The sequence below is a fragment of the Pseudomonas sp. TMW22089 genome (genome assembly GCF_022496645.1).
GTDB classification, from domain to species: Bacteria; Pseudomonadota; Gammaproteobacteria; order Pseudomonadales; family Pseudomonadaceae; genus Aquipseudomonas; species Aquipseudomonas paraversuta.
On sequence record NZ_SCFG01000003.1, the window covers coordinates 255,237 to 272,656 of the forward strand.

Here is a 17,420-nt window from a genome sequence, read left to right on the forward strand (position 1 = left end):
CTGCTCTCGCCGAAGCTAGCCATTATGTGATCTCAATCGTGGATCTATAGGGAAGGCTAACCAGGATATTCAGCCTCGCCGTCAAAAGCGGGGCCGGGTTGGTAGAGAGGCACGGCTTTCGTGTCTACAGATCTGGTAGCGAAAATTATGGGAAAGTGTAGTGAAGCGCATCATGACGAATACGTTTTAAGTCTAGCTAGGGCGTGTCCTTTTCCTGAATGGCTCTTACTTGAACTGCCGACCGGTGAATGGGGAGCATTTTGGGGGCAGGGTCTTGAAGGGGAGTGGGCCACGGCTGTTTGGGAGGGTGATTACACTGCGTGTTCTTTAGTACATACCGATAGATTCGAAGTGCTTCGACATATGGAAAAGCACAGGCTCAAGCTCTAAGGGTAAATCGCACATGCCCAGATAGCTTGAAATCCTCGTGACTCGAGCCGAAAAGTTGGCTCAACCTAAAGTGGTATTTCTCACTACGAGTCGCCCGAGAGCAATCCCAGCTTTCCGACCATGCTGCTTTGCACTTTTTACGTCTTGATCTCTTTCGGTTCTCGTTGTACGGGCGGCTCACATTTTTGCGGACGCGAAAATCTATGGTTGCTGGTGATACCCAGCGCGACAAGTCACTCTGGCTCTCACCAGCTCGCTTGGAAGTGCAGTTTTTGTACTTCCAATTGCGGGCTGTGTGCGATGTATTTTTATGATCAGTTAAAATTTGGATTCCTTCTCAAGTTTCGCGCCCGCGAAACTGAGGGGGGTTGATGGAAGTGGATACGGCTCGTGGTGATGGTCATAGTAATTAATACTTGGTGCCTGTCAGTGGGTTGTAGCCTTGTGCTGCGCATCTTGCTCTCGCCACGAGGGTAGCGGTACATTCCTTTTGCTTAGCCTCGGCCGCTGCTACCGCCTGGCGTCTCGCCGCTGCGACCCTGAGATCTGCTCGTCGTGTAGCCTCTAAAGCTGCGGTGGCTTGACGCTCATCAACACGTTGACGTTGAACAGCCAGTCGCTGTGCTTTCTGCTGCCCACGTTGTACCTGTTGTTCGGTTCTTAGGGCTTCTCGTTCCGCTAAACGTGCGAGATTCCTGGCTTCCAACTCAGCTTGGCGCTGTTGCCGTTTTGCGTTTCTCTCTGCTTGCCGTATGGCGTCGTTGAGCGTGTCGACAGAAGCTGCTGGAGAGGGCCGCGACTGCACAAACTTTGGTGGCAGTTCACTAGGATAGTCGGTAGCTTGCTGGGCTGTAGCTGCGGCTGGCCCGAGAGCGCTTGCCTTATCACCATTCAGTTGCAAATCGAGTCGATGAACCAAGTTCTCTGTTTGAACCTGAAGCTTGAATCCTTCTTGCAGCACCGGCAGTGCATCGAACACCCCATCCGATAAGCGTTGATAGTCGAATCGAGAGGGGCGTTTAACCTCAAGTGCACTTAGATAAGTTTTACCCTCAACGCTCAGCGGCACCTGTTGTTTCGTTAGCCCTTTAAATGGAGACTCCTCAATTAGCTGTTGCGCCTGGTTGTACCGTTCTTGCTGCGCAACTGCTTTCTGAAGTACCTGCTCCTTGCTCAAAGGATTGACTAGGGATAGCTGCTCTTGGAGGTTAGAGGTCTGCTCAGCTGCCACTTGTCGCAGCCATTCAGGCTGGTCGGCTATTAAAACTTGGAGGCGAGAAAGTGCTGCTTGTGTGCGTTTTACTGATTGGTCACTTAACTCGTTTATGGCTTCAATGCGTTGAATCGCTTCGTCAGCTTTCATTGCAGGGTATCTGTAAGCACATACAAATGCGGTTAGTAAAAGAGCCAAGGCAAGTAAGGTCGCCGGGGACGTTGCCCCTGGCCAATACGAATGCCCCTCTGCTTCTCGCATCACCGGCATATTGATTGCGATAGCTTTCATGTCGCGCTCCCCTGCTGTTTTGGGTACAGGCGGATCACGTCACGACGTTGGATTCGGCCGCGGTTGATGATGGCAATTGCGGTACCTGGTATGGCGAGAAGGGTGTCGATCTCATCAGGTGGGATGAGTGGGGATAGCTCTAGCTGGAGTGTTGGTCGCGGTGATGCCTCACTCGGATCATCAGGCACCACCATGCCATTCAGCCAGTTCGCCGCTTTGGGAGTCCACTGACGGTGCCAGAGTCCTATGGCGTAGGATAAGCGTGGTGCGCCAAAGCGACTCTGGCGATGCAGCGTAGTCGACTGCATTACTTGATCTGTACCGGAGTTAGCGTATAGACCTAAGTCGCTGGCTGCGTCTGGTAGCCCCTGAAAGCTCTGTGTAGAGGCCTTCCATACATTACCGACCCGCTTGGATACGTAGTTGTTTGAGTCATCTGTACGAGGGGCTAGGGCAATGATGCTAGCCAGATTTCCAAGCATCTGAACCGCCCCGTCACGCTCTAGTCTTTTGTACAGGCCGTCGACGTTTTGTGTTGCAAACATTAGGTACAGTCCCAAACTGCGGGCGACGGGAACAGTTTCAAGGTCTGCTTTGGTCAATAGGTTCTGAACTTCATCGGCGGCGAGCAGGACGGGCCGATGGCCCGGTAAACATTGCCAGTTATCGCCGCGTTTCTTCACTGCATCGTAAACTCGGCGCATGCATATGGCTGAGATGGCTACTCCGCCAATACCATATTCCGACTCAGGGAGCAGAAGCCCAATTTTCTGGCCGGTTATCACATTCTCAACTTTGAACTGGGTGTCAGTTGTGTTGACCCAAGGACCGAGCTTTTCCTGAAGCAAGATGTTTCCCAGCCAGGTTCGAAGCATGTTGCTGATACATCCGGCAGTTTTCTCTGGAAAATCGGGGTACTCCAGCAGCCAGTAGTGGGCTGCTGCGAGCAGACGCACACTACTGTCAATTTCATTAGAGATAGGGTCGAGCCAGTCCGCGCGCTCTTGGTGGCTGGCTAAGCAGAACTGTTGGATTTGTGTCAGCGTGTAAGGAAGGTCGGGATGGGCTTCTATCAGAATTGCCGCCATGCGTAGCATGAGACGTGCAGAGTCACGCCAAAAGGTATCTCCTTTTCCGTCGTCGCACACATCGGGCAGTACATCAGCCAAAGCATCTGGCGTCATACCGAAAATTGGATTGAACGGGCCGTGATCCGGACTGATGAGTGTATAGCCCTCGATACCGTTAAATTCGAGAGGCAACGCTCCTTTGCCATCGAGTACTAGAAGCCCCCCAAAGTCACCATCAATCCATTGTTTTGTTAGGGGGCGTATGACCCCTGAGGTTTTGCCTGTGCCGCTAGCTCCTAGTACACCAACATGGGTAGCCAAGTCGTTTACGGACAGGCCGAAAGGTATGCCTGCCTCGGTAGGAGCCAGTGGGTCACGACGTTGCGCTAACAGGCTAGTGCTGGTTCCAAGGTGGATAAACGGAGAGCTATCCTTTTGGGCGTTTCGGATCTGCTCAGTGCGTGCTTCCTCGAGGTGCTGGAAATACGCCCGTCCGACCTTGTCGATTAACAGCTCCGTACCACTTTCACGTACGGCTTGATCTAGCAGCATGGCGCGAATGGTAAGTGGAGATTTGGCTGTGAAGGTGAGGTAAATCGCGAAGGTCCACATCCCGATGACATATATCCAGTGGACCATTTGCGCGTCTAGTCGAACGAAAGTATCTAGGTGTTCTCGATAGGAAGCTGAGAGACCAACCATAATCATGAGTGGGATGATCGCTACCTTGAGAACGAAGAAGAACACGGAGGGATCTTTTTCCTGTTTCCCGGGTTGTGACTTTTCCTGATCGCGAGGAATCCAAAAGGCCATCTTTTCCCAGGCCAAAAGTGAGAAGTATTCCAAGACCGCAAGTATGGGTGATGAGGTTGCGAGGACTGGAGCTAGCATGACTAAGCCCATCAAAATGAGCACAGCTCTTGTAATCATCAACTCGGCGCGAACGGCGGAAAACTCCAGATCAGTAGCTAGCACCTGGCCGGCAACAGATTGGCCATCGGAGTCTGTTACCAAGATGCGAGCGCGGTCGGCCAGATCGAGCGGAGTATCTGGTCCAAAATTACGAATGACACAGCGACTGATTACGCTTTTCACGGAGTCAATTTCATCTTGGCGTACTGGTGTTTTCGGCAGAAATAGTTGAGCAACCAATGGGCCGAAAAGTGCTGCAGAGAAACATAGTAGGAAGCTGAGCCAGACGGTGCTTGTCAGTACTAGTGGGATAAGTTTGTCGCTTGTAGTAGCTCCAGCGGTATTCACCAAAATATAGGTGATTATCAAACCGATTATCATCAGCGTTGGTACGAGTATCCAAGTTCGCTTTGCCCAGATACGTTGAGCAAGAAAAATACCGATCTGTGATAGCGAGAGTCGCTGGGCCATTCTTTCGATTCGATCACTAGACAAGCCCTCATGCTCTGTATCAGTTCCAGTAATCCAATAAACCTGCGGGTCTAGAATGCCCTTATATTTGCGACTGATGACAATGCGCATTCTTTTTTGTTCTCGGTGCAAAAGCCAATGTTTTAGCTTCGACACGGGGTCATCAAAAAATTTACTCTTCGCAGAGAATCTCATGTTTTTAGCCTGCTTAAATGTGATCAACGTGTGGCGGGGACTCTATTCAATTCTTTATTGGCCGCTCACGACTAGCTATGAGTGCATCCCCTGTTCGCTTCCAGTAGGCTCGGACTGAATCAGTAACTGGGGTTTCATCAATTCCCACTAGAGCGCCTAATAGCTCGCCTCGATCCAACAATGGGCGTCCTGTCTTAGTGTCAACCAAATCTGCCAGTATGAGCAGCCCTGCTACTTGATACAGCTCGCGATCCCGAGCTTTTCGTGCAGACGCCCTCTCGGCATTAACAATGCGGGTAACATCACTTCTGGCTTTCTGTGCTTTAGCTTCTGCCCACTCTGCCTTGATGAGAAAACCGAGCTTTCGTTCCTCGTCATTTACGCGAGGATGCTTCTCTGAAAGTAGCAGAAGTAATCGCTGTTGTTCACTTGGTGATTTCAAGTTCTTTATATGAAGCAGTCTATCGCTAAGCCATTTGTCTTTCATTTCGCTTAATTACGCTAAGTTTGTTTTCAGGATTTTAATTATAACTTTTATATATTTGATGTGCGCGCGGACTGCTTTATCCTTCCAGTATTGGAAGGCGCGCTTAGTTGTTTCTTCGTTCCTCAGAAACAGCGCGCCCTGCCGGGGGCAGAAGCTAAAATCAAAAGTGAGATTTTCTCGGGCGCGAAAATTCAGAAGCGTAGAGGTGATGCGCCTATGGCTATTGGCCGTTTAAGTATGAAGGTAGGGCGAGTTGGGAAGGCAGGGCCGCATGCGGCCTACATCGCCCGCGAGGGTAAGTACGCCGCGCGACTGGATCGAAATGAAAAACTGGAGGCGACCGAGTCCGGGAACATGCCGGCTTGGGCTCAGCATTGTCCCCAAGAGTTTTGGAACGCCGCCGACGCGAATGAGCGCCAAAATGGCACTACTTACCGCGAGATGGAAATAGCATTACCCCGTGAGCTTTCACCACAGCAGCGTGTAGACCTGGTGCATGACTTTGTGCGCCAGGAAATAGGGGAGCGCCACGCTTATCAATGGGCGATTCACTCGCCGAAAGCAGCAGACGGCAACGAGCAGCCCCATCTGCATTTGATGTTCAGTGAAAGGCAGTGTGATGGCTTTGCGCGTGATCCTGAGCAGTACTTCAAACGCTATAACTCCAAGAATCCAGCTATTGGTGGTGCTCGTAAGGGTTATGGCCCAAGCGCTGGACTCACACTGAGTGCGGCTGAGCGTAAAGCGGAGTTACGTCAGTTGCGATACCGCTGGGAGACGAGCTGCAACACACATCTACAGCGAGCAGGGTCTGCAGAGAGGATCGACATGCGTAGTCATGCCGAACGGGATACTGGGTTAACCCCAGAGCGGAAATATTTGCCTAGCGAATGGAGAGATCCGTTGCTGCGTGCGAAGGTGATCGACTTCCGACAGGCCCGAGCCGAGCTTTCCCGTTCTCGTGATGATTTACGGCGCGAAGTGCCTAGCGCTGGAGCTGAGATTATTAGCCTCGATAAAGAGCGCGAACGGCGAACTCAATTGCAAAACAACTCTGGTGGTAGCCCGCAACAGACCATCATTGCGGCCGGTCCGGTCGGGAGGCAAAGCGACGTGTCAGATAAATCCAATCGTAGTCTTAATAATAAAGAAAGAGCTGAGCGAATTAGTAGAGAAGAGGCCGGACGAATCGCCACAGCGCTCTCCCAAAAAAATGAGCGCCGCGAAAACCTTGAAACCATGCGACACATCGAAAAGATTCCGCAGGCGGAAAAGTTAGTTCAAGAATTACGAGATCAAAAAGAGCGATCAGACCAGGAGAAGGAGGTCCGCGACCAGATCCGTAGAATGGAGCAAGCGCGAAGCGATCACGGAGAGCGATGGATTAATCAATTACAGCGGGAAAGGGGGGAGGATAGTGCCGGCATACCAAGCGCAATGGAACAGATGAAGGCCCAATTGGGCCGCAGCGGGCGCGAAATAGGCCGCGACCATGTACATGGTCAGAACGTTTCAAGCATCGAGCAGATGCGATCCAAGGCAGTGGAGCGAGGTCACGTTAGAGATCAGGCGTTAAAGCCTGACCAAGAACGTTCCAGCGCATCCAGGACGCTTGAGCAGATGAGAGCCGACGCTGACGCAATTCGTCTCGCGAAAGAGCAGAGTCCCCATGAGACGGATATCGAGCGCTAAAAGTGATTGGGCTATCACATTTCTAACTGTTGCCGCACTTTGGGTGGTAGCCATTCCAGTTCAGGAAGATTGATTTCCTCCAAGACCTGCAGCATGGCTTTCAACTTGCGTTGGTGTCGCTGACTGAAGTGCATCTTCGACGGTTTTTTTTTGGCAGCGTGAGGATCTCACAAAGCTCCGTATCGTCGAAAATTCCTCGCCAAACGCCAAGGCCAAGCGGGGTTTTGTCTAAGGTGATGAAATAGTCTCGCCAGTAGCTAGGTTGCTCGACAGATACGGTCGTCATGTTTTGTGTAATCCCGGATTTTTTTTAGTATCTCTTCCAAATCGATCAGGGCGTTAGTTTGAAATTGACCGATCAGAAGCTTGCTTAGCTGCACCTGTGGAACGTCCGCCAGTCGTGCTGCGTCACCGAGTGACAACCCTTTTTCCTCGATGAGTCGGATGATCGAGGAAACCGTCTGTGCTTTGGCCAGCATTTCCTTCGCTTCAGGGTCGCCAAGATCAGTGTATACGTTGCCGCTGCCTGCTTCGACCTCACTCATTATGGTTTCCAAGCTGTATTAAGATGATTATAAAAGGATTAAGGCGCTTTGGATTGTTCGCGCAGCCCTTCAGTGGCGCGGCTTGTGGCAATTTTTTTTTGTTAATAAGTTAGCCAACCGTACGGTATTTTTTAGCCGACGGTACGGTACATCCGAGCCAACGGTACGGTGCTGCCTAGCCAATGGTACGGTACTTATTTCTTGCTTTTGGAGCCGCTGTTTTTCCTTGCAATGTGCTTAGCCTGGCTACTGGTTGGGGTTTTTGTGAAATACACGTTGCCACCGCTGATTTCGTAGCTGAACGGCTGTCCGTGCAGGTTGCTTGCGTGCTGCAGCGAGTCCAGTGCCCTTCGAATATTTTGCTCACGGCTTGATGTAGAGCTGTCGAGACTACCGGCCATCTTCATTAGCGTATCAATCGACACAGGGAAGGGCTCAGCATGGCTCGATAGATACCCATGTAGCCACTGTGCTAATGGTTTCGAGTTCAGACTTCTGCGAACACCCCAATCAATGTGGGTAAAGTAATTTGGTCCAAACAGGTAAGAAAGCTCAAGGTTCAAGGTGATGACGAGCTTTTGCTCCATATCGTCTCTATAGATCGAGTCAATCAGGCCGCCTGTATAGGACTGGTGTTTTGCACTTAACTCAAGCGTGCCCGCTGCGAGACGGAACAGGCGCTTGTAGAGCGTTTTTCTATTATTCCCGGCATCCGTCTTCCCTTGTAGTTTCAGAAGCTCGTATGCGCTGGTTTTAAAAGATTTCCCCATCTGCTTTTGGCGAGCGATATGCAACAACGTGATCCAGACATCCAAATCGCCCTGGTCCAAACGTGGCCCCGTGTATCTCATTTGCGTGGGCCTCTGAGTGTAAATTTCGGCGCGCTGTAGGAATGCGTTGCTAGCGGAGCGACTGGACCCGAAAAGCGCAGACCGGAGAGTGATATTGGGTACGCCTCTTACTTCGTCAGGCCAACTCGTCAGCACCTTTTCAGACCGGACTGGTTCCAGTGATACCACCGTCGGAGTAGGTGGGAGCCTGGAAGCCCGTTCCACTAGTCGCGATAGTTTGGTCACTGCGGACACGGGCTAGTCTTACGCTTCGTCGATAAAGCGAGCTATGCCAGCTACGCGGAAATAGACGCGTCGGCCAATTTTTATCCTGCAGGGTTTCAAGTTTCGGGCGATTTCGTTATCCCCCGATAATGTTATGCGCAACCCCTCAGGGCTGCGATGAAGGATCTCTGCGACCTGCGATAGTGACAGTAGGGGAGAGCCCCCGTTGCTGGTCAGAATTAGCTCTTCGGTTGTCATGTTTCTTTGCCTACAGTAAGTAATGTAGGTAGAACATTACGAGTAATTACGCCTAGAATGAGGCGAATGTTTTTAACTTCTAGGTTGACATGGCGCGTCTCGATTATCTGACGAATCTGCTCAAGGTTTACGATCACGATCCTCGTTGTTCAGTCCAGTTTGCTTCTGGCTACGGAGCGGTGTTAGGTCGGCTTAACGCATCCTCGAGCCTAACCTCCAGGCGCTATCCCATCTGGCCTCTGGTGAGGGCGAATTTGGATGCGCCGTTTGATCAGTGCCTAGCTGGCTACGAGGGCGAGTGGGCCAAGAGTTTGCTGACTGGTGCTCGGCTGTCGGAAATGGCCCATATCCCACCACCATTTTACGCAGCACCTTACGTTGCGCGCGCTGAGTCAGGTGGAGGCGGTCTGATGGCAGATGTTCTAGCTCGCGGTGTGATGCCCGATAGACCAGAAAATATGCCGGAGATCGACTGGCAGCTCCTGAACTTGGATCGCTGGGATTCAAATATTAGATTCGCCATTCGTAGTTTGATCAGTCCGAACGGGGTGCCGTTCGAAGGCTCGGAATCGCTTTGCGGGGCTTTGGAATCTGTACGTGACTTGTTTCGATTGATGCGCCACTTCAGGCCTCTGCGTACAAAGGCATTGAGGGACTTTGATGCCGCTATAGATGACCGGACCCGTCCACAGGATGGCGGTTACTGTGACCTATGCTGGCGTGTAAGCATTCGGTCCAGCAGACTGCAGGAGCTTGCAGCTCAACAGCGTTACGAGGTCGGCGAAATTGTCCGTTCAGGTCAGTGCCAGCTCTCTGCTGAAGAACAGGGCGCCAGGCTGGCAGAGGCTTGGATGCTGGTAAGCAGCCTCCAGCTTTCTCCATCCAGTACTTTGATATCGAAAGCAGAGGCTGCAAAGCTACGCGTCGTATTCGAGCGGTTTCGTATCGAGAAAATCGTGGCGGGGAACCTAAGCTACCGGTACTGCGCCGTACACAAGCCCGGGTCGGCAAAATACCATGCTGACTTACGCTACAAGGCTGCGTTTCATAATCATCTATCCGCACTCAGCAGGTCGGGAAGATCTGAGTTTGCGTTCAATTTCCTGCCCCCCAGCTCCCCTGATATCCAGGAAATAAGAAAGCTCGCCTATGACCAGGTGCACTCAGGCTTGCACGTTGTGACGACAGGTAAGCCCTCATCACTTGGGCTACGCGAAAAAGTTTGGCTCATGCACGAAGAGGGCATCAGCCAATCAGAGATGGCAAGGCGGTTGGGAATATCGCGTCAGGCGATATCAAAAGCCAAGAAAAGCCTAGAGTTATTGATGAATACGCACCATGCAGGCAGCTACATCAACCCGCTAACCGGCGAGGCGCAGGTTCCGGAACCAATTAGAAAGGCGATAAGGGATGCCGCCATGAAAGGGCTATCGATCACGGTAATCGCTAAGGAGGTGGGGCTCAGCAAGGGGACTGTCGATGGGTTGGTACGTCTGATGGAGGGCTAAAAGCAAAAGCACAGTGCTAGCCGCTTTTGCTCCGGCGGATTTTCAGCCGGGGCAAAAGCGGCTGAAGCTTTGACTAGTGACGATGGCGTTGGGTCAGGTGGGTCACTGAATTGCCCACTCGTCCGTGCATTTATCGACCAGTACAATTGCGTTCTGATTAAGCGAACGTTTGCATCTGATCTGACCAGCGCATTGCATTTTACGAGCGGCAGATACCTGCCAGTGGCAGACGTTCGCGATATACAGCAAGAAACCTGTTTGCACTCTAGGAGGGAATAAAGATTACTGATTTTTCCGTATCTCTGGAGTTAGGTGGTGGATTAGCCAATCCCTACTTTTTCCTCAGAGGCATTTCCCGCCGTTCGTAAATGTCTAGGAGTCTTTCACTCCCGATAACCCATCGCCCGGCCATATTGATGGTCATCGTATTGGCGACATCCAACGATTCGTTCGTTATAACCTTGGTGCTGAAGGGCGCGAAATTCATTTTTTTGCCAAGGAATACCGCTGTTGTAGGTGCCATAAGCATAGCCACCCGGGGTGTGAGCGGCATGAATGCCGCTACGTCATCCCGACGGCCAATATCATACCCTGAAAGCGGCCAGTGCCCCGAGGCGACATCGCCAAAGTCATAGCACGGGCGATCACATGTCAAAAAACCTTTCTCTGGAGATATCCAGAACTGAATGTTGAGCGAGTTGAACCGCTGCAACAGTGTCGACTCTCGGAAGTGCTGGATAAAAGTATATGGCTCGGTCAAGGCATTCGCTAGTTCAGGCCCGACCGTGGCATCTGCTTTTAGCTCCCCATGCTTAAGCAACATCATCGCAGGAGTGCGTGCATAAGAGAGTGCGGCAAACTCCTTCAGCACAATCATGAGCTCAGGTGATCGTTTAGCAATTTCTGCAAGCGCGGATGCGAGGCCCTGCCCCAGGTCCGGAGCCGGTATATTTTTTTCGACCGTCGTAAGGATCGAGTCTATGAAACGCATCGTCTTCGCATATGCAGACTCGAAATCTCCAAACCACTTCTCATGCTCGTTATCGGGAGCTGCCTTGTTGGACTCATAGAACCAATTTGAAGTCAATAGAGCATTCGGGCCTGTTTCTCGCTCTTGTTTTTTTACAAGGTCATGAATCCACACTACACAGTCCGTGGGGTAACCATCTACCTGCCATCGACGCGGCGACCATCCTTTCTGATAGGTGCGCGCAACATAGTGCTGGCTCCTCGTAAGATCTTGATCCGTCATAATTCTCATGTACCGTTTTTAATTATTCAGAACTTGGGCCATAGGGTGCATAGCAGTGGTTATAGGTCTTGAAGTTCACCGAGATCCCGCAGTTAGGTCCCTCCTGGCGCATTGGATTTCCTGCTGTTGTCCCGAAATTTTATCCGAATGATTGGTCACGTCGAATGTGTACGGGCTAGCAAGCCCATGCGATTACCCAGTTACTAGCGTCTTGCCGGAAGTTTATCTAATTTGCCAACCAGATCCTCCGCGCGCAGATGCGTGTAGCGCTTGAGCATCTGCATTGACTTATGCCCGCTGATGGCAGACACCTCTTGGTCAGAAAGGCCACCCTCTACCAGCCGGCTGACGGCTTCATGGCGAAGATCATGAAAACGCAGGTCCGGCATTCCTAACTGGGTCTTCAGTTTGCCCCAGGTTTTGGTGAAGGCATACGCGTTGCGCTTGCCCTCTTTGCCAGGCTCCCCAAAAAATACCAGGTCGCAATCGATTGGGCGGATTGGATTGTTCATCGCCACTTGGAAGGTGTCAGTGGCTAACCGGGTCAGTGGCACAGTGCGGGCGCTATCGTTTTTCGTGTCAGAGAGGCGTACAACGCGCTTTTTCAGGTCAACCTGATGCCGGCGCAAAGATGTTATCTCCGACGAGCGCATGCCGGTCTCCAGGGCGATTCGAACGATCCAACCAAGCATGGGATTGCTGTGAGCATTCACTGCGGCTAGCAATCGGCGTTCTTCCTCTGCAGATAAACGCCGGTCTCGGCCTTCACCTGGGCTTGGCTTACGGATGTTCAGGACAGGGTTGAAGCTCAGCCCCAATCCCCACTCCTGAATCGCTACGGTGTATAGGTGGCTTAGAAGTGCGAGCTCCAGGCGCACAGTGTTGTTGCTTGTTGGCATACCGCGATTGGTGATCGAGGCTAAGCGTGAATCTCGGTAATTAGCGATGATTTCTGCAGAGAGTGCTGCCATCGAGTACTTGCCCAGATGGTTTATCAGTTGCTTAGACTTCGTTACCTCGGAGCGCTGCGTGCTAAGTTTTTTCGTAGGGCTGATCTCGGCAAGGTATCGCTTCAGCGCCATAGCCAATGTCATGCGCTCTGAGCCACTTCGCTGAATGTACACACCCCTGACCATTTCATCTTCTGTACGACGAGCCCAGTCTTCGGCATCACGTTTGGTACGAAAGGTCTTCGCGTTTGCGGGCCAGCCTGTCTTGCGCACTAAAGCTTTCCAGGTGCCGGCATCTGTTTTGACGATGGTGGCCATCTTGTTGCTGCTCCAAAATCGCACCGTTGCATTGGCACTGTACTGATTTTGTACCTGCGGACCATAGGATTGGTCTAGCTGTTTTTTTCGCAGACAGCAAAAAGCCGCGCAGTGCGCGGCTTTGAGTATGGTGGGCCCAGTAGGACTCGAACCTACGACCAAGGGATTATGAGTCCCCTGCTCTAACCAACTGAGCTATAGGCCCTCAGTAGGTCGCGGATTATAACGATGGTTTCTCGTGAGTGCTATCCGAAAAGTCTGAAATAGAGGCCTGAACAATGGTCTCTGCGATTTTTTGCGGTTTGCGCCGTGCTGGCGATGCGGGTCTGTATCCGTTCGCAGCTTTGTGCGGCAAGAAAATCCTGTCGAGCCCAGGTCTCGGCACTCGTCGCTAATGATGGTTTTGTCGGGGGTTTCTTCGCAGGCAGGGGGCAAGAGGTTGCAGTCGTGGAGTGGTCTGCGGACGTGACATGCGCCTGGCAGGCGAAAGAACGGGGAGGGCAGTTTGCTATAAAGCAAAACCCCCGGCAGGGCCGGGGGTTTTGGTATCACTCGTCGAGGAAGGAGCGCAGATGCTCGCTTCTCGTCGGGTGGCGCAGCTTGCGCAACGCCTTGGCTTCGATCTGACGAATCCGTTCACGGGTAACGTCGAACTGCTTACCAACCTCCTCAAGGGTGTGGTCGGTATTCATGTCGATGCCGAAGCGCATGCGCAGTACTTTGGCTTCACGTGCGGTGAGGCCGGAGAGTACGTCGCGTGTCGCTTCTTTAAGGCTCTCAACGGTGGCTACATCGATTGGCGACTGCATGGTCGAGTCTTCGATGAAGTCGCCCAGATGGGAGTCTTCGTCATCACCGATCGGGGTTTCCATGGAGATCGGCTCTTTAGCGATCTTCAATACCTTGCGGATTTTATCCTCAGGCATTTCCATGCGTTCGCCCAGCTCTTCCGGGGTCGGTTCACGACCCATTTCCTGCAACATCTGGCGGGAAATGCGGTTGAGCTTGTTGATCGTCTCGATCATGTGCACCGGAATACGGATGGTGCGGGCCTGGTCGGCGATCGAGCGAGTGATCGCCTGACGGATCCACCAGGTGGCATAAGTCGAGAATTTGTAGCCGCGGCGGTATTCAAACTTGTCTACCGCTTTCATCAAGCCGATGTTGCCTTCCTGGATCAAGTCGAGGAACTGCAAGCCACGGTTGGTGTACTTCTTGGCGATGGAGATCACCAGACGCAAGTTGGCTTCAACCATCTCTTTCTTCGCGCGGCGGGCCTTGGCCTCACCGATCGACATGCGACGGTTGATGTCCTTGATCTCGGCAATCTTCAAGCCGGTTTCAGCTTCCAGTGCAGACAGCTTCTGCTGGCAACGGATGATGTCCGGTTGCAGGCGACCAATGGCTTCAGCGTATTTGCTTTTGCCTTTGGCCAGCGCGTCGCTCCAGCTTTCGTCGACTTCGTTACCCGGGAACAGGCGCAGGAAGTCGGTGCGCGGCATGCGTGCATCACGTACACACAGCTGCATGATGGCGCGCTCTTGTGCACGCAGACGCTCCAGGGCGCTACGAACACGCTCAACCAGGCCTTCGAATTGCTTCGGGACCAGTTTGATCGGCATGAACAGCTCGGCCAGTGCAACCAGCTCGGCAATTGCCTGCTTGCTGCCGCGACCGTGCTTTTTCAGTGCCTTGCGAGCGATTTCCATCTGATCGGAAACGGCGCCGAAACGCTGAGCCGCGATGATCGGGTCAGGGCCGCTTTCGACCTCTTCCTCTTCTTCGGTGGACTCTTCCTTTTCGTCCTCTTCGTCGTCACCTTCGGCTTTCACCTTTGGGTCGACAGGAGGCGGTACTTCGGCTGCGGGCGGCGCAATACCGTCGTCCGGGTCGATATAACCGCTCAGAACGTCGGACAGGCGGCCACCTTCGGTGGTGACGCGAGTGTACTCGGAGAGAATATGGTCAACCGTGCCAGGGAAGTGCGCAATTGCGCCCATCACTTCGCGGATGCCTTCTTCGATACGCTTGGCGATTTCGATTTCGCCTTCACGTGTCAGCAGTTCTACCGTGCCCATTTCACGCATATACATGCGTACAGGGTCGGTAGTACGACCAATGTCGGTCTCTACTGCCGCCAACGCGGCAGCTGCTTCTTCAGCAGCTGCTTCGTCGGTGTCAGCATCGGCCAACATAAGGGCGTCCGCATCCGGAGCACTCTCGTGTACGGGGATCCCCATGTCATTAATCATGCGGATGATGTCTTCCACTTGCTCCGGATCTGAAATATCTTCGGGCAGGTGGTCGTTGACCTCTGCGTAAGTCAGATACTTCTGCTCACGGCCGAGGGTGATCAACTCTTTGATACGAGACTGCTGTTGCGCTTTTCCGGACATAACACCCTATCCACTGAAGGTCTTGGCGGGCAAAAAACAAGCCGAGGATTATACCTTAGCTATGACCTCACGCGCCAGTTGAGGTCGGGTTTGATGCGGGATTATTGCGACTTAGAAGGTCGCGTAACTGATTTTTCTCCTCGGTACTGAGCTCGCCTTGACGTGCTTTTCGAAGAAGTTGCTCCAGATTTCGCTCGCGTTGGCGAGCTGACAGGCTAGTTATAGTGTCGAAAAACTGTTGTTCAAGGTTGTCGGCATCAATTAACCATTCCTTTTCCAGCAATCTTTGCAATAAACGACCCTGTTCAGTCCCGTGCCAACGGGATAACAACTGAATAGAGCTTAGCTTAGGATTTTTCTGTACGGCCTCGACCAGAGCGATCAGCAGTTGATTATTAGTCTGGTCTTCTGCGGCAAAGTGCCCGGCATCTTCAACTTTCGCAGCCAGTTGTGGGTGATGCAGCAGTGTGCGCAGGGCGGCCAGGGTTGGCGGCTCGACCGCTGCCGGGATGCGTGGCCCGCGGGGCTGGTCATTGTCGCCGCCGCGCTTGGATTTTTTGTCCCAGGGCTTGTTTTCCCACTTCTTGCCGCCAGCGCCAGTTTTTTTCGGCGTCCACTCCTGTTGGGGGAGGTAGGTGTCCGGTTGCTGGAAGTCGCTGTAGTCAGGCATGCCGTCGTAATCAATGCCCGGGTCATAAGCAGGTTGCGCCTGCACCTTTGCGGGTGCGTTCTGTGCCAGCTGGCTGACGGTTTCACTGGTGAGGCCGGTTATCTCGCTCAGGCGTTGGCGCATCAGGGTCCGCAGGTTGGCCCCCGGAACTTTATCGATCAGCGGTGCTGCCAGGGTTGCCATGTGGGCCTTGCCTTCAAGCGAGCGCGGGTCGGACTCTTCTGTCAGTTGCTGGAAGAAATAATCGGCCAGCGGCTGTGCATGCTGGTTGATACGCGCCTTGAAGGCGTCAGTACCTTCGGAACGCACCAGCGTGTCCGGATCTTCGCCTTCGGGCAGGAACAGGAAGCGCGCGCGACGGCCGTCCTGCAGGCAAGGCAGGGTCGCTTCCAGTGCGCGCCAGGCAGCGTTGCGGCCGGCCTGGTCACCGTCAAAGCAGAACAGGACGCTGGGCACCACGCGGAACAGGCGCTTCATGTGTTCTTCGCTGGTTGCCGTGCCGAGTGTGGCCACGGCATTGCGCAGGCCTTGCTGGGCGAGAGCGATAACATCCATGTAGCCTTCGACGACGATGATTTCGTCGAGGCTGCGGTTGAATTTGCGCGCTTCGAACAGCCCGTACAGTTCCTGGCCTTTATGGAAGACCGGGGTTTCGGGGGAGTTCAGGTATTTTGGTTTGTCGTCGCCCAGTACCCGGCCGCCGAAAGCAATGATGCGGCCACGACTGTCGCGGATCGGAAACATGACTCGATCACGAAAGCGGTCATAACGTTTGCCGGTTTCGGCATTTTCGACCAGCAGGCCGGCGTCGATCATGGCCTTTTGTTGCAGTGTGTCGCTGCTCAGGTGCTTGTACAGGTTGTCCCAGCCGGGCGGGGCGAAGCCCAGTCCGAAGTCGCGGGCTATTTCGCCGGTCAGGCCGCGTCCCTTCAGGTAGTCCACGGCCGCTTTGCGTGCCGGATGGCCTTTTAGGGCCTGGCGATAAAAGTCGGCTGCGGCTGTCAGAAGCGGGTAGAGCGGAGAGTCGGTGGGCTGCCTTGGCTTGTGTGGGCGGCCGCTTTCTTCCCGGGGGATTTCCATGCCCGCGGCTTTGGCCAGTTCCTCTACAGCCTGGGGGAAGTCCAGGTTGTCGTGGTCCATGATAAAGCCGAGGGCATTGCCTCCTGCGCCGCATCCGAAGCAGTAATAGAACTGTTTGTCGGGGCTGACGCTGAAGGATGGTGTTTTTTCTTTGTGGAAGGGGCAGCAGGCGGTGTAGTTCTTGCCGGCTTTCTTCATTTGCACGCGTGAGCTGACGACATCGACGATATCGGTACGGTTAAGAAGGTCGTCAATGAAGCTCTGGGGGATTAACCCGGCCATGGCGTTCTCGTCATCTCTGCGCAGAAATTAACCCGCATGAGGGCTTGGTCGTTGTACGTGCAGGCAAGTGTGCTGCCAGATCGCGGGACGTCTGCTCAATCATGTTGGGGGAGTGTATCTGTCGAAACGTCACTGATTTATTTTTAATCAGGGTAAATGGCTTCGATAGGTGTCGCGCTCTGAGTCCGGCATTGACCAATGGCTGGTCTCGGATAGCTCATAAGCAGGTACTGGAGAGGTACCTTGGGCTGATCGTCTTTGGGAAAATCAGAGGGGTGTGCTCGTCGGTAGCCTTGGAAGGCTCGTCAGTAAAGACGTGCACCGCTGGCTATTAGGCCAGGTCTGACGTGATGTAGCGTTTTGTCGCGGTCGCATCTGCGGCCTT

At 53.2% G+C, this 17,420-nt stretch carries 12 protein-coding genes and 1 tRNA gene; 2 read left to right on the plus strand and 11 right to left on the minus strand.

Going from position 1 to position 17,420, the window contains the following annotated elements; all coding sequences use genetic code 11:
- Positions 1-799 precede the first annotated feature (799 nt).
- From EQV90_RS05285 to EQV90_RS05295, 3 genes are read right to left on the minus strand one after another with little or no spacing between them, the layout of a single operon-like run.
- Positions 800-1,894: a hypothetical protein gene (locus tag EQV90_RS05285; protein ID WP_240877829.1), complete on the minus strand. Its 1,095-nt coding sequence runs from the start codon at positions 1,892-1,894 to the stop codon at positions 800-802.
- The gene (locus tag EQV90_RS05290) at positions 1,891-4,542 is read right to left on the minus strand and encodes a TraM recognition domain-containing protein (protein WP_240877830.1); all 2,652 of its coding nucleotides are present in this window, start codon (positions 4,540-4,542) and stop codon (positions 1,891-1,893) included. Before EQV90_RS05290 ends, EQV90_RS05285 begins: the two co-directional genes overlap by 4 nt.
- Positions 4,543-4,588: 46 nt before the next feature.
- On the minus strand, positions 4,589-5,029 hold the full coding sequence (locus EQV90_RS05295) for a conjugal transfer protein TraD (protein WP_240877831.1): 441 nt from the start codon (positions 5,027-5,029) through the stop codon (positions 4,589-4,591).
- A gap of 60 nt (positions 5,030-5,089) precedes the next feature.
- Between EQV90_RS05295 and EQV90_RS05300 the strand changes: the two genes are divergently transcribed.
- Positions 5,090-6,721, plus strand: a complete 1,632-nt coding sequence (locus EQV90_RS05300) for a MobA/MobL family protein (RefSeq protein ID WP_240877832.1) — start codon at positions 5,090-5,092, stop codon at positions 6,719-6,721.
- A gap of 257 nt (positions 6,722-6,978) precedes the next feature.
- Here EQV90_RS05300 and EQV90_RS05305 read toward each other — a convergent pair whose 3' ends face one another.
- From EQV90_RS05305 to EQV90_RS05315, 3 genes are all read right to left on the minus strand, one after another.
- The gene (locus tag EQV90_RS05305) at positions 6,979-7,266 is read right to left on the minus strand and encodes an XRE family transcriptional regulator (RefSeq protein WP_240877833.1); all 288 of its coding nucleotides are present in this window, start codon (positions 7,264-7,266) and stop codon (positions 6,979-6,981) included.
- A 194-nt stretch (positions 7,267-7,460) separates the two neighbouring features.
- The gene (gene trfA / locus EQV90_RS05310; RefSeq protein WP_346769530.1) at positions 7,461-8,351 is read right to left on the minus strand and encodes a plasmid replication initiator TrfA; all 891 of its coding nucleotides are present in this window, start codon (positions 8,349-8,351) and stop codon (positions 7,461-7,463) included.
- 9 nt (positions 8,352-8,360) lie between these two features.
- A complete protein-coding gene (locus EQV90_RS05315; RefSeq protein WP_054998860.1) occupies positions 8,361-8,579 on the minus strand; it encodes a hypothetical protein in 219 nt (72 codons plus the stop codon).
- A 410-nt stretch (positions 8,580-8,989) separates the two neighbouring features.
- Between EQV90_RS05315 and EQV90_RS05320 the strand changes: the two genes are divergently transcribed.
- Positions 8,990-10,087: a MarR family transcriptional regulator gene (locus EQV90_RS05320; protein ID WP_240877835.1), complete on the plus strand. Its 1,098-nt coding sequence runs from the start codon at positions 8,990-8,992 to the stop codon at positions 10,085-10,087.
- A gap of 331 nt (positions 10,088-10,418) precedes the next feature.
- Here EQV90_RS05320 and EQV90_RS05325 read toward each other — a convergent pair whose 3' ends face one another.
- The 5 genes from EQV90_RS05325 to dnaG form a co-directional block, all read right to left on the minus strand.
- Positions 10,419-11,339, minus strand: a complete 921-nt coding sequence (locus EQV90_RS05325; RefSeq protein ID WP_240877836.1) for a DUF4238 domain-containing protein — start codon at positions 11,337-11,339, stop codon at positions 10,419-10,421.
- 203 nt (positions 11,340-11,542) lie between these two features.
- On the minus strand, positions 11,543-12,607 hold the full coding sequence (locus EQV90_RS05330; RefSeq protein ID WP_240877837.1) for a site-specific integrase: 1,065 nt from the start codon (positions 12,605-12,607) through the stop codon (positions 11,543-11,545).
- 128 nt (positions 12,608-12,735) lie between these two features.
- Positions 12,736-12,812, minus strand: a tRNA-Ile gene (locus EQV90_RS05335).
- 343 nt (positions 12,813-13,155) lie between these two features.
- Complete coding sequence (rpoD, locus tag EQV90_RS05340; protein ID WP_003444517.1) at positions 13,156-15,003, minus strand: RNA polymerase sigma factor RpoD; 1,848 nt, start codon at positions 15,001-15,003, stop codon at positions 13,156-13,158.
- 67 nt (positions 15,004-15,070) lie between these two features.
- Positions 15,071-17,035 carry a DNA primase gene (gene dnaG, locus EQV90_RS05345; protein WP_240877838.1) on the minus strand — a complete coding sequence of 655 codons (1,965 nt, stop codon included), beginning with the start codon at positions 17,033-17,035 and terminating at the stop codon, positions 15,071-15,073.
- Positions 17,036-17,420: the final 385 nt, after the last annotated feature.